General features: G+C 46.8%; 19 protein-coding genes. 8 read left to right on the forward strand and 11 right to left on the reverse strand.

Going from position 1 to position 20056, the window contains the following annotated elements; translation table 11 throughout:
• Nucleotides 1–393 carry a S1 domain-containing post-transcriptional regulator GSP13 gene (gene yugI, locus A0126_RS11270; RefSeq protein WP_012371159.1) on the reverse strand — a complete coding sequence of 131 codons (393 nt, stop codon included), beginning with the start codon at nucleotides 391–393 and terminating at the stop codon, nucleotides 1–3.
• Between the two features lie 458 nt (nucleotides 394–851).
• Here yugI and A0126_RS19160 point away from each other — a divergent pair, with 458 nt between their 5' ends.
• Nucleotides 852–1007, forward strand: a complete 156-nt coding sequence (locus A0126_RS19160) for a hypothetical protein (RefSeq protein ID WP_157898491.1) — start codon at nucleotides 852–854, stop codon at nucleotides 1005–1007.
• A 587-nt stretch (nucleotides 1008–1594) separates the two neighbouring features.
• Here the strand turns inward: A0126_RS19160 and A0126_RS11275 are convergent.
• The 3 genes from A0126_RS11275 to A0126_RS11285 are packed head-to-tail and all read right to left on the reverse strand — an operon-like array spanning nucleotide 1595 to nucleotide 5337.
• Entirely contained in the window at nucleotides 1595–2638 is a 1044-nt protein-coding gene (locus tag A0126_RS11275; RefSeq protein ID WP_029331224.1) for a ribonucleotide-diphosphate reductase subunit beta, read from the reverse strand.
• A complete protein-coding gene (locus A0126_RS11280) occupies nucleotides 2607–3095 on the reverse strand; it encodes a flavodoxin domain-containing protein (protein ID WP_088837666.1) in 489 nt (162 codons plus the stop codon). The genes A0126_RS11275 and A0126_RS11280 overlap by 32 nt, the downstream gene beginning before the upstream one ends.
• A 16-nt stretch (nucleotides 3096–3111) precedes the next feature.
• Entirely contained in the window at nucleotides 3112–5337 is a 2226-nt protein-coding gene (locus A0126_RS11285) for a ribonucleoside-diphosphate reductase subunit alpha (protein WP_239456912.1), read from the reverse strand.
• Between the two features lie 494 nt (nucleotides 5338–5831).
• Between A0126_RS11285 and A0126_RS11290 the strand changes: the two genes are divergently transcribed.
• The 5 genes from A0126_RS11290 to A0126_RS11310 are packed head-to-tail and all read left to right on the forward strand — an operon-like array spanning nucleotide 5832 to nucleotide 8863.
• Nucleotides 5832–6071, forward strand: coding sequence for a DUF1871 family protein (locus A0126_RS11290; protein ID WP_088837668.1), 240 nt, complete (start codon nucleotides 5832–5834; stop codon nucleotides 6069–6071).
• 13 nt (nucleotides 6072–6084) lie between these two features.
• Nucleotides 6085–6324, forward strand: a complete 240-nt coding sequence (locus A0126_RS11295; protein ID WP_088837669.1) for a NifU N-terminal domain-containing protein — start codon at nucleotides 6085–6087, stop codon at nucleotides 6322–6324.
• A 57-nt stretch (nucleotides 6325–6381) separates the two neighbouring features.
• On the forward strand, nucleotides 6382–7176 hold the full coding sequence (locus tag A0126_RS11300) for a glycosyltransferase family 2 protein (protein WP_029331229.1): 795 nt from the start codon (nucleotides 6382–6384) through the stop codon (nucleotides 7174–7176).
• Nucleotides 7177–7181: 5 nt separating this feature from the next.
• Nucleotides 7182–7679 carry an Lrp/AsnC family transcriptional regulator gene (locus tag A0126_RS11305; protein ID WP_051667304.1) on the forward strand — a complete coding sequence of 166 codons (498 nt, stop codon included), beginning with the start codon at nucleotides 7182–7184 and terminating at the stop codon, nucleotides 7677–7679.
• Nucleotides 7676–8863 carry an aminotransferase gene (locus A0126_RS11310; protein WP_088837670.1) on the forward strand — a complete coding sequence of 396 codons (1188 nt, stop codon included), beginning with the start codon at nucleotides 7676–7678 and terminating at the stop codon, nucleotides 8861–8863. Before A0126_RS11305 ends, A0126_RS11310 begins: the two co-directional genes overlap by 4 nt.
• A gap of 79 nt (nucleotides 8864–8942) precedes the next feature.
• On the opposite strand, the gene A0126_RS11315 is transcribed toward A0126_RS11310, so the two are convergent.
• Nucleotides 8943–9833, reverse strand: a complete 891-nt coding sequence (locus tag A0126_RS11315; RefSeq protein ID WP_239456742.1) for a MazG nucleotide pyrophosphohydrolase domain-containing protein — start codon at nucleotides 9831–9833, stop codon at nucleotides 8943–8945.
• A complete protein-coding gene (locus A0126_RS11320) occupies nucleotides 9796–9984 on the reverse strand; it encodes a hypothetical protein (protein WP_088837671.1) in 189 nt (62 codons plus the stop codon). Before A0126_RS11320 ends, A0126_RS11315 begins: the two co-directional genes overlap by 38 nt.
• A gap of 85 nt (nucleotides 9985–10069) precedes the next feature.
• Between A0126_RS11320 and ytvI the strand changes: the two genes are divergently transcribed.
• A complete protein-coding gene (gene ytvI / locus A0126_RS11325) occupies nucleotides 10070–11194 on the forward strand; it encodes a sporulation integral membrane protein YtvI (protein ID WP_088837672.1) in 1125 nt (374 codons plus the stop codon).
• On the opposite strand, the gene A0126_RS11330 is transcribed toward ytvI, so the two are convergent.
• Genes A0126_RS11330 through A0126_RS11335 form a run of 3 tightly spaced genes read right to left on the reverse strand, consistent with a single transcriptional unit; the run spans nucleotide 11174 to nucleotide 13426 of the window.
• Nucleotides 11174–11845, reverse strand: coding sequence for a DUF429 domain-containing protein (locus tag A0126_RS11330; RefSeq protein ID WP_088837673.1), 672 nt, complete (start codon nucleotides 11843–11845; stop codon nucleotides 11174–11176). The genes ytvI and A0126_RS11330 overlap by 21 nt on opposite strands.
• On the reverse strand, nucleotides 11826–11996 hold the full coding sequence (locus tag A0126_RS19165) for a hypothetical protein (protein WP_157898492.1): 171 nt from the start codon (nucleotides 11994–11996) through the stop codon (nucleotides 11826–11828). The genes A0126_RS11330 and A0126_RS19165 overlap by 20 nt, the downstream gene beginning before the upstream one ends.
• Entirely contained in the window at nucleotides 11993–13426 is a 1434-nt protein-coding gene (locus A0126_RS11335; RefSeq protein ID WP_088837674.1) for a leucyl aminopeptidase, read from the reverse strand. Before A0126_RS11335 ends, A0126_RS19165 begins: the two co-directional genes overlap by 4 nt.
• Nucleotides 13427–13781: 355 nt before the next feature.
• Here A0126_RS11335 and ptsP point away from each other — a divergent pair, with 355 nt between their 5' ends.
• Nucleotides 13782–15506 (forward strand): phosphoenolpyruvate--protein phosphotransferase, encoded by a 1725-nt coding sequence (gene ptsP / locus A0126_RS11340; protein WP_088837675.1) that lies wholly within the window; start codon nucleotides 13782–13784, stop codon nucleotides 15504–15506.
• Between the two features lie 690 nt (nucleotides 15507–16196).
• Here ptsP and A0126_RS11345 read toward each other — a convergent pair.
• Nucleotides 16197–17720: an MDR family MFS transporter gene (locus A0126_RS11345; protein ID WP_088837676.1), complete on the reverse strand. Its 1524-nt coding sequence runs from the start codon at nucleotides 17718–17720 to the stop codon at nucleotides 16197–16199.
• Nucleotides 17721–17884: 164 nt separating this feature from the next.
• Nucleotides 17885–19978, reverse strand: coding sequence for a glucose-specific PTS transporter subunit IIBC (gene ptsG, locus A0126_RS11350; RefSeq protein ID WP_029331239.1), 2094 nt, complete (start codon nucleotides 19976–19978; stop codon nucleotides 17885–17887).
• Between the last annotated feature and the right edge of the window lie 78 nt (nucleotides 19979–20056).

The raw sequence follows: 20056 nt of genomic DNA on the forward strand, positions 1-20056 counted from the left end.
TTATTTTTGGAAGTTTGATTTTTCAATCCATTCTTCCAATTTGCCTTTTAACACGTTGAAGCCAGGAGCTTCTTCTTGTTTGAAAGCAGGACCTGCATCGCGGCGTCCAGCGTTTTTGCGTGGGCCTTTAGCGCGTGCTTCGCGTTTTGGAGCTTCCTGAGTTGCTTTAATCGAAAGCTTCATTTTTTTGTTAGCTTCGTCGATGTCGAGAACTTTAACAGTTACTTCATCGCCAACTTTTACGTAATCGTTGATGTCTTTTACGTAATCGTGTGAGATTTCTGAGATGTGGACGAGACCTTGTGTTTGCTCGTCAAGTGCTACGAAAGCACCGAAGTTTTGAATACCAGTTACTTTACCAGTAACGACTTGGTCTTTTTCAAAGTTTGCCATAGTTTATACACTCCCTAACTAAATTCATCAACTTATAATAACATACTTTTTACGGATGGTAAAAAATATTTTTTAAATTGTTTATTTTTTATTTTCCGAGGGAACATTTTAGTAGCAAGACTTCAAGTATTCCCCCTGATTCTGCCGGACTTTTCGAGTCCGGCCTTTTTTTTGCTTTCTTGCTTTTTTATTAAAGGAAAAGAGAAAAACATGTAAAAAAGACAGCAACGTGTAGACAAACGATTAAGAAGCGTAAACATGCGATAACAAGAGGCAATCCGTTCGCGCTTCCCTGTCTCGCCTCGTCTTCAAAGCGTCTGCATGGCTGGATCTTCCTCATGGTATTCCTTAAAAAGCGTCACGTTTCGTTGACTCCTACGGGAAAAGTGCGTTTTCAACGCACTTTTAGAGGCAGGCAAGACCCTGCTCATTGTCCGTTAGGATCAAGGAGCAACGGCTTGCGCCTCGCCCGAGGAAAGCAACGAAAGAAGACGCTTGATCTCCCGATAACACGTTGTCTACAGTCTGAAAAGGACACGTCCGGTCTGCTCGCTTTCCGCGGACAAGTCATCATGCCGCTTCAGATGCGTTGCATCTTCCAGGGTCATGATTAACTTGTTTTTCCGCAGGAGTCGAGCATGACCTCACCTGTCCTAGATTATATGAAATTTCACAGTGAAGCAACCATAATTTAATTCAGATTGATTACTCAATTAAAAGTCGAAACGTAATTGGCAATGGCCATTTACGAATGAACCTGAACGAAAGTGTGCGTCAATCCAATTGTTTCCACGGTAATGACCGCAGACCCAATGGGAATTTCTATAATGCGGAATAATTTTACACATGAGAGTTCCACTCCTTCCCTATTAAGCAGGGAAGATTCACTATTCAACTTTAATTAAATAATAAAGAGATTTACCTAAAAACGCATATGTAGTATTGTTTAATACAACACAATAATACTATTCTTGTTCGAAAAGGCACGCCAATGCTTTTTCGAACGCAACGCGCAGTTGAAGGCTCATTCTTTCCTGCCGTATTAAAGCAGTTGCGCTTTAGCAGCTGCTTTTTTTGTTCTTTTCGAACCACCCCCTTAAAAATCAAAATTTTCGGTTTTTTTCGGCGTTAGAAAAAGAACTAACTGATTTTGTAGATAAATTTACATCAGTTAGTTCTTTCTGCTTACATTTTATTCGGCTTATAAATCGTCAAATCCGTTCGCATCCGTCACTTTTGCATACGAACGTGATTTTTGTTCGAAGAAATCGGATTTCGTCGCATTCATCGAGTCATCCGAATACGCACGAATCCACGGCATGACGTCCTCGTCATGTCCTTCATAGAGATCGGAGAGACCAATGACACGAAGGCGCTTGTTCGCGAGATATTTGACGTAATCACGCATTTCACTGACATCGAGTCCATCTAAGTCACGCAGGACATACTCACTCCACTCGATTTCGAGATCGACGGCACGCTCGAATGTGGCATACACGAACTTCGTGAATGAACCATCGGCATCGATTTCCGGGTGTTCCGTCAAGACGGCACGCAACAATTGACTGATGAAGTACGAGTGTTGCAGTTCGTCTCGCTGGATGTAACTGATCATCGTCGACGTTCCGACCATTTTTTGATGACGCGCTAAGTTATAGAAGAAGGCAAAACCAGAATAGAAGTTGATTCCTTCAAGAACGATTGATGCGACGAGTGATTTCGCAAAGTTTTCCGGTGTCCGGTCGTTTTGGAAATCTTCATATAAATCAAGAATAAAGGCATTCCGCTTCATGACCATATCGTCATCTTTTGCGATATCGAAAATCCGGTTTTGTTCCGAAAGTGGAACGAGACTCGATAAGACATAGCTGTACGACTGGTTATGGACGACTTCCTGTTGCGCGATGATCGCAAGAATTGCATGAATCGATGCATCTGACGTGAACATCGCCGACTCTAGGATGTAACGCGTTTGGACCGAATCCAAGATTGATAGCAGACCGATGATCCGTTCAAACGCATCCTGTTCCCGCTCACTCAACTGGTTCCACTGTTGCATGTCTTTTGACATCGAAATCTCATCCGGAATCCAAAAGTTCGACAAAAGCTGTTTATAGATTGAATAAAACTGCGGATAGGCGATATCGTTCCAGTTGACGATTGAACTCGTCTCCCCACCGATAATCGCTGTCGCACGATTCGGATGGCGGGCATCAAGCAGTTTGATCTTTTGTAACTGTTCCATGTTGTTCGACTCCTTCTTGCTGTAATTGCAGGATCGTTCGTTTCGTCCATTCTTTGACGGTACGCGGACGATTCCGTGGTGACTGTTCGATTTTTAACAGTTCACCGGCGAGCGGCACACCAAATTTCGCGAGATGGTAGGCCATTTCATCAACGGCGCGGCAGTACTTGACGAACATCTTATCGCCCGTACCGAAGACGGCAGCTTGCGGAATTTTGTGCGGACTTTCCTTTAAGACAAGCTTCAGGCAGTCGCGCATTTCATCCGGTAATTGACCGTCGCCCCATGTGTAAGAACCAAAATAGACGATATCATAAGGTGCTAATTGATATGTCGTCACATCATCAGCGAACATCATCGTTGGTTCGACGTGCATGTCGGAACAGGCTTTCGCAATCAGTTCCGCAACCTCCTCTGTGTTACCGCTCATTGACGCATATACGATTGCTGCCTTCATGATATCGTCTCCTCTCTTATGACGAACACGACTCACATTCATCGATTTCGACGGTTGTCGAACGTGTATAATAAATCGTCTTCATCCCGAGTTGCCATGCTTCCATGTGCATCTCGAGTAATTCAGTCGCTTTGACGTTGTTTTTGACATAGAGATTAAAACTGATCGCTTGGTCGATATGACGTTGCCGTGATGCATTTTGACGAATGCTCCACAGTTGATCAATCTCAAACGCTGATTTATAGAACCAGTTCGTATCCGGCGTCAAATCCGGAACCGTCACAGGAATCTTGTAGTTTTTCTTTTCTTCTGCGTAGACTTTTTTATAGATTGGATCAATCGATGCCGTACTACCGGCGATGATTGCTGTCGACGAGTTCGGTGCGACTGCCATCAGGTAGGCATTTCGCATACCATGCTCTGTGATATCTGCTTGGAGACGATCCCAGTTCAGCTCGGCAGTTGATTTATAGTGACGACGTTTGATGTATTCACCTGTTTGCCATTCTGATCCTTCGAATAAACGGTATGCCCCTTTTTCTTTCGCAAGTTGCATCGATGCATCAATCGTCAAGTAAGCGATTTTTTCGTAAAGACGATCCGCATACTGGACGGCTTCGACCGATTCCCAGCGAATCCCTTCGAGTGCAAGCAGATGGTGCCAACCGAACGTCCCGAGACCGACGGCACGGTATTTTTGGTTCGTGATTTGTGCTTGCGGGACGTCAATCGTATTCAAATCGATCACGTTGTCGAGCATCCGCATCTGAATCGGAATCAACCGTTCGAGGACATCCGAACGAACGGCGCGCGCGAGGGCGATCGAAGATAAGTTACAGACGACGAAATCACCCGGTGTTTTCGTAATGATGATTTTTCCATCTTCCGTGTATTCTTCCGTCACCGTCGTCGGACTCATGTTTTGCATGATTTCCGAGCAGAGGTTTGACGAATAGATCATGCCGGCATGCTTGTTCGGATTGGCACGGTTTACCGCGTCACGGAAGAACATGTACGGTGTTCCGGTCTCGAGTTGCGAACGCATGTAGCGTTTGACGAGATCGATCGCCGAAACTTTCGTCCGGCTGAGACGCGGTTCGTCGACACAGGCTTCATACTTTTCAGTGAAGCTGCCCCCTTGTTCCGTCTCATCGAAATGATCTTCAAGACTAAAGCCCATCACCGTCCGGATTTCATGTGGATCGAATAAATACCAATCGCCACGCGCTTCAACCGTACGCATGAAGTGGTCCGGTAAACTCACGCCCGTAAAGAGATCATGTGTCCGCAATCGCTCGTCCCCGTTGTTGAGTTTCGCATCGAGGAACTCGAGGATATCTTTATGCCAAATGTCGAGATAAACCGCAATTGAACCTTGACGCATGCCGAGCTGATCGACACTGACTGCCGTGTTGTTCAACTGTTTCATCCAGGGAATGACACCACTCGAAACACCTTTGAATCCTTTAATGTCTGATCCGCGCGAACGAATTTTACCCATGTAGACGCCGATTCCGCCGCCGCCTTTTGAGAGTGTCGCAACGTCCGTATTCGAGTCGTAAATCCCCCGGAGTGAATCATCTACCGTATCGATGAAACAAGACGATAACTGTCCGTATGATTTCCCGGCATTCGAAAGCGTTGGCGTCGCAACCGTCATGTAGAGGTTCGACAAAGCCCAGTACGATTCTTTGACGAGCTCGACCCGGCGTTCTTTCGGTTCTGTCTGCATCAACGTCATCGCGATAATCATGAAGCGTTCTTGCGGTAGTTCATATAATTTTTTCACGTGATCCCGGGCAAGATAACGATCCGCTAACGTCCGGAGACCAATGTATGTGAAGAGTTGGTCGCGTGAAGGATCGATTGTCGCAGCGAGTTCTTCGATTTCATCCTTCGTGTAGGCTGAAAGTAAATGTGGTGTGAAAATACCAATTTCAGTGAGCTTTTCAATCAACGTGTAAAGCGATCCATAACGTTCATCTGCTACATATCCACGATTTTCACTTGCCTCGAGATAAAGACGATTTAAGTACGTTGCCGTCGCGACGAACGTCCAGTTCGGTTCCTCTGCTTTTAACATGTCGAGCGCATGCATCGTCAAAAGTTCGTAAACTTGATCGGCCTGGAGCGTTTTCCCTTCGAGCGCCCGAATCGCGCGTTCTGTATAACGTTCGATGTCGAGTTCTGGATAAGACGCTGTCACTTGTCGAATCACGAGATATACATCTTCTATTGTCATTGCACCCTTATAGATGCGTGCTGTATTCAGTGGAGATGCCACTATGAACCACTCCTTTTGTGCATTATTTATATAAATTTTATTAGAATCCAAAAATGAAATAGTTGATAAAACAACATTATGTATAACATAATTACCACTTCTATCATAAAAAATAGAATTCGTCTCAATCGGTTATAGTGTTATAAACTCTATAACCGATTGAGACGAATCCCAAACTATATATTGACCATTTAGGGACCCATATAACTCTAACAATACAATATGTAGATTAACCGCACATTTTATTTAATACAATCCTTGACTTTAATAGAACACTAATAGGATGAATAATCAAATTTATCGACTCGCAATTTAAAGGCATTTGAGACATTTAAAAACTATTATGAGATAAAGCATCAAGCTTTTTTCAAGTTCATTTGATCCTTTCTTATTTTTGTTTTTTTATGTTCTTTATTTTGTATTAATATTTAATTGAATTAAAGGAGGATGGCATGAAAAAATCTTTAGAACAACTCTTGTATAAATACGATCCATTTGATTTAGGGGAAGGAAATTATCCAACGGAAATGTCTGCTATACTAGTGCTATTAACGATTCATGATCAAGTAAGCCCACTTGCACAAGCAATTGGTGAAATATTTGAAGAATCGTTTGGGGAACAACCTGATCAGCAGGAACTAACAACACTCGCAACGAATTTACTTTTGTGCGAAGATTCGTGTGAACTTTGAAAGGAGACTTATTATGCAAGTAGACTACACACCAAACCCGAACTCAGTAAAAATCACGCTCGACGGAGACCGTTTCGGCTCAAAAAGTACGAGTGTCAAAAAAGACGATACACCAGAGGACGCATTACTCGCAGCATTGATTACGATCGATGGCATCGATAATCTCTTCGCTTACGGTGATTTTGTCACAGTAACGAAAGAACCAGCCGCTGAATGGAATGAATTACTTCCAGTTATCGAAGAACAGATGTAAGGAATACATGAAGACACCTGGATGTTGCAGGTGTCTTTGTTGAAGGAGCCGATTCTCATGCCAATGGTATCTGTCATCATCCCGACGTACAATCGCCCACGTGAGTTATCTGAGGCGCTTGAAGCATTGACCCGTCAATACTATCAAGATTTCGAAGTGATTCTTTTGAACAACAACGGCGACTCGATTATTCCCGTCGTACGTGCTTTTGAAGACCGCTTAACACTTATCCATGTCGACTTACCTGAAAATCATCACGTCCGGGCTCGCAACCACGGCGTGACAATCGCGAACGGTCAATTCATCTTGCTCCATGATGATGATGATTTATTGTTGCCTTCTCATATCGAGGAATCGCTCGGCGATTTAGAAGCCGGGGCAGACTTGACGTATGCAGATGCCGAACTCTTTACGTATCGCTGGGAGAATGGACGCCGGACCGTCATCGATACGGAGCCATTCGCCTATCCATATGACCGTGACGCGATGAAGCAAGACTCGACGTTCATCCCATCCGGATCAATGTATCGCAAATCACTTCACCAAACACTTGGTGCGTTTGATGAAGACGTCTTCAACTACTGGGACTGGGACTGGATTCTCCGTGTCGGGAAGGACCACCTCGTGCTTCATCCAGCACGCGCAACGGTCCTCTATGCCTTTAATCCGTCCGGTAATCATCAATCCGCTCAGCAAGATGCGGCACGAAAAGTCTACTTCGACCGTCTCGTCGCTAAACACGAGTTGCCAACGACCGAAATGAAAAATTTTCATATTGTTCAGTCTGAACGCCGTGCCCGGTTACGTGAGACACGCCGGACGTTTGACGGACAATTGACAGAAAGCGAGTGAATCCCGTGTATACAGAAAAACAATTAGAACTCTTAGAGTTACTATCACAAAGTGGTCCTGTCGATTCGACACTCGCTGCTCAAATGCTCGACCTGCCAGTCGACGAAGTCATCGACTCGATTGCCCGTTTTAAACAAGATGGTGTCTTGTTAGGTTATACGGCAGTCATCGATTGGCAAAAAATCAATTCCCACCATGGCGTCACGGCATTCATCGATGTCAAAGTTACACCGAAACGGGGCCGCGGCTTTGATGAAGTCGCAGAACGGATTCATCGTTTCCCGGAAGTCACGTCGCTCTACTTGATGTCAGGTGCTTATGACTTACAAGTCGTCCTTGACGGAAAGTCGCTTCAGGAAGTCTCGCAATTCGTCTCGGAAAAACTATCGACACTCGATTCCGTCATTTCGACGACGACCCATTTCCGTTTGAAGACATACAAACACGATGGTGTCCTCTTCAGTCAGGATGACGGCGATAAACGATTGAAGGTGTCTCCATGAAGTCACTTTCTGAACGCGTCGAACAATTAGCACCGTCCGGCATCCGTCGCTTCTTCGACTTAGCCGGTTCAATGGAAGATGTCATCTCGCTCGGCGTCGGCGAACCCGACTTCGTCACCCCGTGGAACGTCCGGGAAGCAAGCTTCGCAGCACTCGAGCAAGGGTATACGGCATATAGCGCCAATGCCGGTTTAGTCGAGTTACGGCAAGAAATCCGAAACTATATGCACGAAAAATTTGCAATCGAGTATCAAGTCGAAGACGAAATCATCGTCACGACCGGTGCATCCGAAGGACTTGACTTAGCTTTTCGGACGCTGATTAATCCTGGTGACGAGGTCATCGTCGTCGAACCGGCATTTGTCTCGTACGCGCCTTTAATTGAGCTCGCAGGCGGAATTCCTGTTGCTGCTGCCTGTCGCCCGGAAGACGGCTTCGCCATTCTTCCTGAGACGATTGAAGCCAAGATCACGGCACGGACGAAGGCCATCATTTTTTGTTTTCCGTCCAACCCGACCGGTTCTGTCATGACGTGCGATCAACTCGCAGATCTCGCCCTCCTCGCAAACAAACATGATTTATATGTCATCAGTGACGAAATCTATGCAGAGTTGTCGTATGAGGAAGAGGCGACGTGCTTCGCGACGTTACCTGGAATGCGGGAGCGCACGATTGTCATCAATGGTTTCTCAAAAGCCTTTGCGATGACAGGTTGGCGTCTCGGTTTTACCTGTGCGCCAAAAGAAATCACGGCGTGTATGCTGAAAGTCCATCAGTACGGCATGATGTGTGCACCGACGCTCGTCCAATTCGCTGGGATCGAAGCACTCCGTTCACGCCACAAGACGGTTCCTGACATGGTCCGTAGTTATCGCCAACGTCGTAACTACTTCGTCAAAGCTTTGAATGAAGCCGGTCTCCCGACTCATTCACCCGGGGGCGCCTTCTATGCCTTTCCATACATCGGAGATACGGGTTTGACGAGTGAAGCCTTTGCAGAACAACTGTTACTAGCAGAACGTGTTGCCGTCGTTCCTGGTTCCGTCTTCGGGGCGAGTGGTGAAGGTTATGTTCGCGCAAGCTATGCCAGTTCAATCGAACAACTGCAAGAAGCCATCCATCGTATTTCTCGCTTCATGCAACAACTTGAACAACGAACGGCAGTTGCTGATCGTCTGACATGATTTTCCCGACCGTTTTCTTTCAACACACAAAAAGCGAACCACCTTACGAGGCGGTTCGCTTTTTAGCGTCATTTTCTAATTACGCATCAATATAAAGCAACAAAAACATCCGGTGTTCGTCCTCTGAGTGAAACGGTGACACCGGCCCTAACTGTGAAGCATATACATCGATTCGGTACGGGGCTTCTTTAAAGGACAAAGGGGTTTGTTCCTTGATGATCCGTCCGATTTCTTCTGCTTGTTCTTTGACAGCGACCAATTGATCACTTCGCTCAATCGGTGCTTCCAGAACAAATGCCTCGATTCCCTCATTACGAGCACACCGTAAAAAGCGTCGCAACGACGGTAGTGCCTGTTGGATGTTCTCTTCTAAGGAACGTTCCGCTTCATACACCGGCGCACCCCAGAGTCGCTCCTCACTGCCGGTCGCACTCCGGTAATGATCAATCGTCGCCTCCGTAATGGGGTCTCGTGTCAGTGCGAAACGCTTACTGTCACGCACGAGGTTCTTTTCATTCGTCCGATCGATTTCTTTTAACAAATCAAGACCTAATGGACGGGCAAACCGGAACAACTCGCGCTGCAGACGGGCGAGTGACGTACCGACCGTAAGCGTTGCATCTGTCTTTTTCGGTGGCTTGTCTCCTTCGTAGCCGTTCATGACCCGGGCGACCTGACCTGCTTCATGAACGAGTCGGTAAAACGAGGCGTCCGCTTCGTCCTGTTCTGTTTTCAACTGCTGATGCTCCGAGGCTAAATCGGTCACGTATTGGTTTGACAGACATGTTGAAATCATTAACACGTCGACGAGCTCGGCACACAGTAACGTCGTGTCCTCTTTTTCTAACGCTTCTCCCACTTCCCCGACTTCTTCAATCAAGCGCGCGAGGCCAGAGAGCGGACGAAAATAACCACCTAACGCTCGAATCGTCTCATCGACTTTTTGTTGAAGTAGAATCATCTCCTGCATCCGTCTCGACCTCCGTCATTTCTTTAATCAACTGCCGCTGCGTTTGTCGTTGATACTGCTCAGTAAATTTTCGGTTTTTACGCCATTCACGGACGGCTACACCACTTGCGATCGCCAAGGAAACCATTAGTCCCACTTCTTTTCGTTTCATCGAAATTCCTCCTCTGTTTGAACTACGTTCTCGTTCCTTAACATGCTATGATGATGGTATTACATATATATAAGAGGTGTTGCTCGTGTCGACTGAACGTCTTTGGCAATTGGCTCGTTTCATCGGTGTCATACTCGCCTTGTTTCTCACAGGTTTTATCATCATCCGCCTGTCTTCGTTGATGTATCCGTTCGTCTTCGCATTTTTATTAGCCCTACTCAGTCGTCCGCTTGTCGACTTTTTCCAAAAACGTCTTCGACTCAACCGTGGTTGGGGTGCGTTATTGTCCATCATCTTAATGAGCGGTCTTTTGATTGGTTCACTCGTCTTGATTGTCATGCAACTGATTCGAGGACTCGTCTTCGTCGCCAATCAACTCCCGGACCAAATCCAGGAACTCAGTCTCTATTTCCAAAAGCTTTACAATGACAAATTGGCCCCGATGTGGAACGACGCTTCGGAAGCGCTCCGGTCACTCGGTCCGTCACAACAGAATACGGTTCAAAACAGTATCGAATCACTCGGAAGCTCACTTGCAAGCTTCATCGGCGAGGGATCTAAAAGTATCGCCACGATGTTACAAAGTGTGTTAGCGACCTTACCTTCAATCGCCTTGATTCTCGTCATCGTTCTGCTCGCCTGGTTTTTCCTCGCGAAAGACTGGCACAAATATGAACTCAGGATGAAACAGTATGAGATGTTCCCCTGGTTCGCACGTGCAGAAACGGTCGTTTCGAGTCTTCGGTCCGCCCTGTTCGGCTACATCAAAGCCCAATTGACATTGATTACGATTACATTTTTCATCGTCTTAATCGGTCTTTTGGTTCTCGGTGTCGATCATCCGTTTGCGATTGCTTTTATTGCCGCTTTCTTTGACATCTTGCCGTATCTAGGTACAGGGTCTGTCTTTTTACCGTGGATTGCTTACTCGATCATCACAGGAGATACGGGACTTGCGATCGGACTTGGTATTCTGTATGCAGTCGTCATTTTGCAACGTAATATCATGGAACCGAAAATCGTCGGTGACAATATCGGCATCCAGCCGATTACGGCACTGATTGCCTTGTTCGTCGGGATTAAATTTTTCGGGGTCTTCGGTCTGATTCTCGGACCGCTCGTCGCCGTCATCATCAAAGCGTTATATAATGCACAAATCTTTCATTATTTATGGGACTTTATTAAAGGATCACCCACACCATTCCGGTGAGGGTGATTTTTTAGGTGCTGCCGCATATAAGGGATGACCCGTCGCATCAACCGGTCGATGGTTCGGGAGATATTCCACCGGACAAGTCGCCGCGACGGCAAGCAGACAGGCATCAATCCAGTCGTCAGTCGCAACCCCTTTGACGGATTGTTCCCAAAAAGCAGGACATGCGAACTGTCGTAACAATTCTGTCCGCTCCTTTATCCCCTGGACCGTCTTTTTGTTATGGCGGGCCGGGTGACCGGTCAAGCGAGCAAAACAAACTTCCGGATGCGACTCGTACATCCCGTCCCGGTAATAACTACGCGCTTCCTGAATCTTCGGTAACAAGTACCAGGCTTGTTTTGATAAGCCAAGTCCTGCCGCTTGTTTTGACTGCGCGTTCGCGGTGGCATAGTCACATGCATCAAGCGCCGACACTAATGGTGCATTGAAGACGCTGCTCGTCCGCCCCGGCTTCAGCTCATTTCGTAACAGCTGATCGACGGTTCGTCTTGTGTCTGTTTCAAGCCCGATCGGCATGTCGATGTAGAGCACGTCGCTATTTTCGAGTTGATTGAGGTGTTCGACGATTTGATAGGAAAACTGACCCTCTTCAATCGAGACAGCGACCCAGCCGGCTTTTGCCGCGTCAATCCCGGTGACGCGCATTCGTTTTCTCCCGTAGCACCTTCAGTAATGACAAGACCGTGAAGACTCCTAAAAACGTAGCCCATGCTAGCGAAACGCGTGAACCCGACTCTACATACCAGACGATGCTGAGCACCGTCATGATGAGTAAGAGGACGTTCAGCCATCTCATCCTTCTTGTTCAGCGAACCGGTAAAGACTTCGAACCATGACACCTGTCGCTCCTTTTGGACCAAGCTCCGATGCTGATTTTTGCTCTGATGTTCCGGCGATATCAAGATGGAGCCATGGCGTTTTCCCGACGAATTCACCAACGAACGCTCCGCCAAAGATCATGTGTCCCATCCGTCCCGGTGAGTTATTTAAATCAGCGACTTCCGAACGGCGCACTTGTTTAATGAATTGATCGACGTACGGCATCTGCCAAATCATCTCGTTCGTCTCTTTTGTGATGGTTTCAAAACGGCTGTACAAAGCTTGGTCGTTCGTTAAGGCTCCCGTGATTTCTGTCCCGAGCGCAACGAGCACTCCACCCGTCAATGTCGCGAGATCAATAATCATTTTCGGATTGTATTCTTTTGCATAGGTGACAGCGTCCGCTAAGACGAGACGCCCTTCCGCATCCGTATTCAAGACTTCAATCGTTTTTCCTGCCATCGATGTAATGACATCATCCGGCTTGAAGGCATCACCTGAAATCATATTGTCCGTTGCCGGAATCACTCCAAGGATGTTGACGTTCGGCTTGAGTCGACCGAGGGCTTCGAATAAGCCGAGGACGGCTGCTGCACCCCCCATGTCCCCCTTCATGCCGACGATACCGTCTTTCGGTTTAATCGAGTAACCACCTGTATCGAACGTGACACCTTTTCCTACGACGGCGATTGGTGCTGCATCACCCGCCCCTTTATATTCGAGGACGATCATTTTCGGCGGGATTGTCGAGCCTTGATTGACGGCAAGCATCGCCCCCATGCCGAGTGCTTCCATTTCTTCTTTTTCAATGACTTTTAACGCATGTCCATGACGTTCCGCAATGAAACGAGCTTCGTCAGCGAGTGCCGGCGCCGTCAGGATGTTCCCAGGCATCGTGACGAGACGACGGGCTAAGTTCGTTGCTTCAGCGAGGGCATGCCCGCGTACTGCTTCTTGTTCCCCTTCATCGGACCAAATCGTCAAATCGAGTTCGTACGAAACGCTTGGACCTGTTTTGTAGTGTTTGACGTCATATGTAGCAAGTGCAAACGTCTCAGCGATCAACTCGGCAGGTTTCCCCGGGAATGTCGCAGCATCAACCGTGACGTTCGATAGCTTCCGGACTTTTAAAAATTGGGCGGCTTTTCCTAACAGTCGACGTAACTCATCTTGAGATAGACGGTCCGCTTTACCAAGACCGACAAATAACACACGGGCAATCGTCCCCGTCAACGTCGGCAATAACCGGAGTTCGCCTTGTTTCGTCGAAATATCTCCACCGCGGACCCACTCATCAAACCGCTCCGGATAAAGTGCCTGAATCCGTTCTTCCATTTGTGCATTTCCTGAGATACCGACGACGAGTACTTCGATGTCTGCTTGCTGATCTACTTGTTTTAATCGCATCTTAAAAATCCCCCTTTAGTGTTACTAATAAGTATGAAGTGTTTTGCGCCATTTTCCAACTGATAGCCATCACGCAGCTTGAAAACGCTCTCATTTTTGACGTTCGGTAATTTGTCGAAATGCACGGCTCCAAACAATTGTTGCCCGTTTCACAATGTGATAGGATTAACAGGTGAAAAGTACAGGCACTTCATAGAAACGTTCATTTTGGTAACGACAGAAATGTCTACGTTTTCATTCAAAGGGAGAGTTCGCAGTCGACCCGTTAAGAGAGATGCGTTTATGGGTATCTATAGATAGCAGAGAAACGACGTCGTTGCGGCGAAAAAAACTTACTGAAAAGAGGGTAATGCACATGGCACAACATATCAAGGGAATTGGCGCTTCTGCAGGGATCGCGATTGCAAAGGCATTCGTGATGGAAACACCTGTCTTTGACATTCCAAACAATAAAATCGAGGATTCAGCAGCTGAAAAGGAACGGTTCCAGGCAGCGATCGCTCAATCAAAAGGTGAACTCGAAATCATCCGTGAGAACACATTAAAAGAACTCGGTGCAGACAAAGCAGAAATCTTCTCAGCTCACTTGTTGATCCTCGAAGATCCTGAAATCGTCAGCCAAGTCAACGCAAAAATCGACGAGGACAAAACGAACGCAGCGCAAGCACTCTACGAAGTCTCACAAATGATGGTGACAATCTTTGAATCGATGGACAACGAGTACATGCGCGAACGTGCAGCTGACGTCCGTGACGTAACAAAACGGACAATGGCACATCTTCTCGGTATTACATTCGTCACACCTGCACAAATCAACGAAGAAGTCATCATCATTGCAGAAGACTTAACACCATCAGACACTGCCCAACTCAACCGGAAGTACGCAAAAGGTTTTGCGACGAACATCGGTGGACGGACTTCGCACTCGGCGATCATGTCACGTTCTCTTGAAATTCCAGCAGTCGTCGGGACAAAAGTCGTCCTGACTGAAGTCAAACACGGTGATTTCTTGATTCTTGACGGAGCGGAAGGCGATGTCATCGTCAACCCTTCAAGCGAACAAATCGCAGAGTACGAAGAAAAACGCTCAGCATATATCGCTCAAAAAGAAGAATGGAAAAAACTCAAAAACGAAAAAACAGTTACAGCAGACGGTCATCACGTCGAGCTTGCAGCAAACATCGGAACACCAAACGATGTCAAAGGTGTACTTGAAAACGGTGCGGAAGCAGTCGGTCTCTACCGGACTGAGTTCCTCTACATGGATGCGGAAACGTTCCCGACGGAAGATGAGCAATTCACAGCATACAAAACAGTTCTCGAGTCGATGGGCGATAAAAAAGTTGTCATCCGGACACTTGATATCGGTGGGGATAAAGAACTTTCATACCTTGACCTTCCACACGAAATGAACCCGTTCCTTGGTTACCGTGCAATTCGTCTTTGCCTGGACCAAACTGACTTGTTCCGGACACAACTTCGTGCGTTGCTTCGTGCAAGTGCATACGGCAAACTTGCTGTCATGTTCCCGATGATTGCAACACTCGAAGAATTCCGTGCAGCAAAAGCGTTACTTCTTGAAGAAAAAGCGAACCTTCAAGGTGAAGGTGTAACGGTTTCTGACGACATCGAAGTCGGAATGATGGTCGAAATTCCGGCGACAGCAGTCATGGCGAAACAATTCGCGAAAGAAGTCGACTTCTTCTCTGTCGGAACAAACGACTTGATTCAATACACAATGGCGGCAGACCGGATGAACGAAAAAGTTTCGTATCTCTACCAACCGTTCAACCCTGCCATCTTGAACCTCTTGAACAACGTCATCACAGAAGCACACAAAGCCGGTAAATGGGTCGGCATGTGTGGTGAGATGGCGGGAGAAGAACTCGCACTCCCAATCCTCCTCGGACTCGGACTCGACGAATTCTCAATGTCTGCTTCTTCTGTCCTTCGCGCACGCAGCTTGATGACGCGCCTGAACAAAACAGAGTGTGAAGCAATCGTTGAGCAAGTCCTCGACATGGATACAGCCGAAGACGTCGTCAACTTCCTCAGCACGACATTCGATATTAAAAAATAATTTTTTCGGACACGTCCCATCTCGGGGCGTGTTTTTTTGTCGCGTCAAAAGGAACCGTTATTTATACAGACTGTAGACTAACCCTTATGAAGATTAAAAAGTTTTTATAGGTATGGCCTGCCCTGACCGCGCTTCCCCATCTCGACTCGTCTACATAACACATGTTGCCCAATGTCGCTTTTCCTACACCCTAGTTCAAAAGCTAATATTCATCTGTGCGCTTCCTGTAGAAGCCTCGATTTCTTGAATACAAAAAAAGGGCTGACTCCAAAGTTACTCTAACATCAGTCTTAGTGACGGACGGTTCCGACATCCTCGCTTTCCACGGGCGGAATGTAAGCCGCAGCAACCCGCGTTTCATGCGGTCATGCCGGGTCTTCCCTATTCCTGACGGAAGCGCTGATCGCGCTTCCTTTTCCCATAGGAGTCGAGGATGAACGTTCCGCCCTGTACGCAAAAAAACGCCGATGATTCCGTCTTTCACATACGGACTCATTGGCGTTTTCGATATCTATTCTTCTCGGTCCTGACTGATGTGTATCTAAGCCGCACATCGAAAAGGAAAAAGTATGCACTCGTTTTATTCGAATCCCACAGGAGAGCGTATCCTGTTTCCTGTTGGAGAAAAACACGCGTGTGAAAGAGTGATTCCTTTTACGTCAGTCTCTTTCCTATCAAAAATGACTTGAATTATGCTTGTTTCGTTTGTGGTCGATCGCCTTGTTCTTCTTTTAAGATTGGTCGTTCATTACCCATGAAGAACACGAAGATGACACCCAGTATCGCTGGAATCAACGCCCACATATAAACAGAGGAAATCGAATCTGCAAGTGCTGTTTTAATCGCTGTCGCCACTTCCGGTGGCATCTTCGCAAATGCTGCTGCTGTCGGGAACTGTCCACCGTCCGGTGCGCTGCCGCCAGGTAATTGCTCACTAACAGATGACGTAAACGTCCGTGATTGAACGATTCCGAGAATCGTTACACCAAGTGTCATCCCGATTGTCCGGAACGTCGAGCCCATCGATGTCGCCGCACCACGACGTTTCATCTCGATGCCATTGATGCTTGCAAGATTCAATAAAGAGAAACTGAAGCCGACACCAAAACCTAAGATGATCATATAAATCGTAACGGCAGTCCGTGTCGTCTCAAGTGACATCGTACTTAATAAATAAACACCAAGAACAAAGAACACGGCCGAGAGCATCATGACATTTCGGAACCCGTATTTATTCGGGAGACGTCCTCCGAGTTGCGCCGAAACTACTGAAGCAATCAACATCGGCATCAAGATCAGACCTGAGTTCGTCGCACTGCCGCCAAAGACACCTTGGACGAAAATCGGAATGAAGACACTTGCGGAGATGAAGACGAATCCATAAAAGAATGCGACTCCTTGCGTCGCTGCGAACAGGCGACGACTGAACAGACTGAACGTAATGACCGGATCAGCCGCCCGGCGTTCAATCAGACCAAAGAGGATAAATAACACGAGTGATAAACCAAACAAACCAAGAATTTGTGGTGAACTCCACGCATACTCTTTCCCACCGAGTTCAAGCCCGAGCAGGAACGTGACTAATCCAGCGACCAATGTCGCGGCACCCGCATAATCAATTTTTTGAGTCCGGTGAATCGGTGATTCTTTATAGAATAAAGAAACGAGCGCCAATGCAATTAAACCAAGTGGAATGTTGATATAAAACACCCAGCGCCAGTTAATTGCGTCCGTCAAAACGGCTCCAAGCAATGGTCCGAAAATACTTGAAATCCCGAAGACTGCTCCGAACAAACCACTGACTTTCCCTCGTTTCTCTGGTGGGAAAATATCAAAAATGATCGTAAAAGCAATCGGCATCAAGGCACCGCCACCTAGTCCTTGAACGGCACGATAAATCGATAACTCTGTAATCGAATCTGCGACACCACACAGGATACTCCCTGCGATGAAGAGCAACATACCGAATAAGAAAAATCGTTTCCGCCCATACATGTCACTTAACTTACCGAAAATTGGCATCCCCGCGACCGTCGCGATCATGTAAGCGGACGTGACCCAGGCATATTGATCAAAACCGTTCAGCTCACTGACAATCGTCGGCATTGCTGTTGCAACAATCGTATTGTCCATCGCCGCTACTAAAATCCCAATCAATAATCCAAGAACGACATAATTCGTCTTTGTCTTTGTTTCTGTTGTAGTCGAAGCCATCGACTCACCTCTTTCTTAAAATATAGCTAATCTTCATAATAGCTTACTCATTGTATCATCATATGTGCAAATTCTCATTACTGAATGTTTTGGACTACAAAAAAAATCGTATCCGACAATTTCGTCGAATACGATTTCGAGATCTCATTATTTTTTAAATGACGTCATTTAATCTCATACGTGACTTTCTCTCCTGCTTCAACCGTCCGGCCAATATCAACCGTTACTTTCCGGTCACCACTGTTCGTGACAATGATCGGCGTTAAGAGTGACGGCACAAGCGGGCGAATTTGTTCGAGATCGACGTTCAGCAGTGGTGTTCCTGGCTCAACACGATCTCCCGCTTTCGCGAGTGCTTCAAAACCTTTTCCTTCGAGTGAAACCGTATCGATTCCGATGTGAATTAAAATCTCATCACCATTATCGGCCAGGATTCCAATCGCGTGTTTCGTTGGGAAGAAGGTCGTGATTTCACCGGACACTGGAGAAACAACATAACCTTCAGTTGGTTCGATTGCATACCCGTCCCCCATCATCCGGCCAGAGAAGACTTGATCTGGTACATCATCAAGCGAACGAATCGTTCCGCTCAGCGGCGAGACGTATCCGTCACTTGGTACATACTCTCCACCTGATCCTGCTAAGTCTTCCCGTTCTTCCCCACGTGACTCAGCTCCAGTCGGAACTTGCGGAATCGGGTCAGCTTCTGGTTTTTCAGGTGGTTGATAATTTGGATCGTTCATGATTTCTGCCATTTCCGTCTTGATGCCATCTGATTTCGGACCGAAGATGGCTTGGACATTATCGCCAACTTCTAATACACCGGCTGCGCCAAGTTCTTTCAGACGATCCTTGTTGACACCCGATTTATCATTAACGGTAATCCGCAGACGTGTGATACACGCATCGAGGTGTTTGATATTCGATGGTCCACCAAACGCTTGCAGAATCTCATATGGGAGCTCACCAGCCGTCGCACCAGCTGTTGCCGCCCCTTCCTTAATTGCTTCACGTCCTGGAATTTTTAAATCAAACTTCGTGATAACAAAACGGAATCCGAAGTAATAAATGACGGCGAAGACTAAACCAACCGGTATAACGAGCCACCAGGCGGTCCTGTTCGGTAAGATGCCGAATAAGGTGTAGTCAATCAATCCACCTGAGAAGGTCATACCGATTTTAACGTTCAAGATGTCCATGATCATAAATGACAATCCTGCAAAAACAGCGTGGACTGCAAACAATAACGGTGCCACGAACACAAATGAAAACTCGACTGGTTCTGTGATCCCTGTCAGGAACGATGTTAAAGCAGCAGAGAAGTAGAGTCCTTCAACTGCTTTACGACGATCTTTCGCAACCGTATGATACATCGCGAGACAAGCTGCCGGAAGTCCGAACATCATGAACGGATATTTTCCGGTCATATACGTCCCGGCCGTGAACGGAACACCATCTTTTAACTGAGCGAAGAAAATTCGCTGGTCCCCGTTGACGATCGTTCCGGCTTTATCCGTATACTCACCAAATTGGAACCAAAAACTTGAATACCAAATATGGTGAAGGCCGAATGGAATGAGTGACCGTTCGACTAATCCAAAGATGAAGGCTGATAACGTTTCATTTGACTCGATGATTGTTTTCGAAAACGTGTTAATCCCACTCCCGATCGGCGGCCAGATGAAGGACAGTGCAAAACCAGCGACTAAACTGAATAGCGCTGTTGCAATCGGTACGAACCGTTTACCGGCGAAGAATCCAAGAAAGTCCGGTAGTTTGATTTTAAAGAATTTATTATAGCTATATGCGGCAATTAACCCCGCAATGATCCCTCCGAATACCCCCATTTGTAAGGTCGGTATCCCTAATACAGTTGCGTACGATAAGTCACTTGATTGTTGCGCTTCCGAAACTTTTTCCGGTGTGATTTGTAGGAATGAACTGATAACCTTGTTCATGATCAAGAATCCGACGATTGCAGCAAGCCCTGCGACCCCTTCCCCATTCGCAAGACCAATCGCAACCCCGACGGCAAACAGTAATCCTAAGTTCGCAAAGATGATATCCCCTGCGTCTTGCATGACACGCCAGATGACGACGAGCGAATCATTTTCGAGAAAAGGCAGATACTGCGTCAGGTTCGGGTTTTGAAAAGCCGTACCAAAGGCCAGTAGAAGCCCCGCTGCCGGCAAGATGGCAACTGGTAACATCAATGCTTTACCAATCCGTTGCAACACTCCGAATACATTTTTCCACATCAGTGATTTCCCTCCTTTTTTTGACCAGACTATTTAGTTCATACCCTGAATCTTTCTCCCGCAAAACTAATCACAACA

The organism is Exiguobacterium sp. N4-1P (genome assembly GCF_002214325.1).

What these genes read in the sequence shown, in the direction of transcription:
- A0126_RS11335 (WP_088837674.1), bottom strand. Translation starts at nt 13,426, where the DNA reads ATGCGATTAAAACAAGTAGATCAGCAAGCAGACATCGAAGTACTCGTC.
- ptsP (WP_088837675.1), top strand. Translation starts at nt 13,782, where the DNA reads ATGGCACAACATATCAAGGGAATTGGCGCTTCTGCAGGGATCGCGATT.
- A0126_RS11330 (WP_088837673.1), bottom strand. Translation starts at nt 11,845, where the DNA reads ATGCGCGTCACCGGGATTGACGCGGCAAAAGCCGGCTGGGTCGCTGTC.
- yugI (WP_012371159.1), bottom strand. Translation starts at nt 393, where the DNA reads ATGGCAAACTTTGAAAAAGACCAAGTCGTTACTGGTAAAGTAACTGGT.
- A0126_RS11315 (WP_239456742.1), bottom strand. Translation starts at nt 9,833, where the DNA reads ATGCAGGAGATGATTCTACTTCAACAAAAAGTCGATGAGACGATTCGA.
- A0126_RS19165 (WP_157898492.1), bottom strand. Translation starts at nt 11,996, where the DNA reads ATGAGATGGCTGAACGTCCTCTTACTCATCATGACGGTGCTCAGCATC.
- A0126_RS11280 (WP_088837666.1), bottom strand. Translation starts at nt 3,095, where the DNA reads ATGAAGGCAGCAATCGTATATGCGTCAATGAGCGGTAACACAGAGGAG.
- A0126_RS11310 (WP_088837670.1), top strand. Translation starts at nt 7,676, where the DNA reads ATGAAGTCACTTTCTGAACGCGTCGAACAATTAGCACCGTCCGGCATC.
- A0126_RS11320 (WP_088837671.1), bottom strand. Translation starts at nt 9,984, where the DNA reads ATGAAACGAAAAGAAGTGGGACTAATGGTTTCCTTGGCGATCGCAAGT.
- A0126_RS11285 (WP_239456912.1), bottom strand. Translation starts at nt 5,337, where the DNA reads ATGACAATAGAAGATGTATATCTCGTGATTCGACAAGTGACAGCGTCT.
- A0126_RS11290 (WP_088837668.1), top strand. Translation starts at nt 5,832, where the DNA reads ATGAAAAAATCTTTAGAACAACTCTTGTATAAATACGATCCATTTGAT.
- A0126_RS11295 (WP_088837669.1), top strand. Translation starts at nt 6,085, where the DNA reads ATGCAAGTAGACTACACACCAAACCCGAACTCAGTAAAAATCACGCTC.
- A0126_RS11300 (WP_029331229.1), top strand. Translation starts at nt 6,382, where the DNA reads ATGCCAATGGTATCTGTCATCATCCCGACGTACAATCGCCCACGTGAG.
- A0126_RS11275 (WP_029331224.1), bottom strand. Translation starts at nt 2,638, where the DNA reads ATGGAACAGTTACAAAAGATCAAACTGCTTGATGCCCGCCATCCGAAT.
- A0126_RS11345 (WP_088837676.1), bottom strand. Translation starts at nt 17,720, where the DNA reads ATGGCTTCGACTACAACAGAAACAAAGACAAAGACGAATTATGTCGTT.
- ptsG (WP_029331239.1), bottom strand. Translation starts at nt 19,978, where the DNA reads ATGTGGAAAAATGTATTCGGAGTGTTGCAACGGATTGGTAAAGCATTG.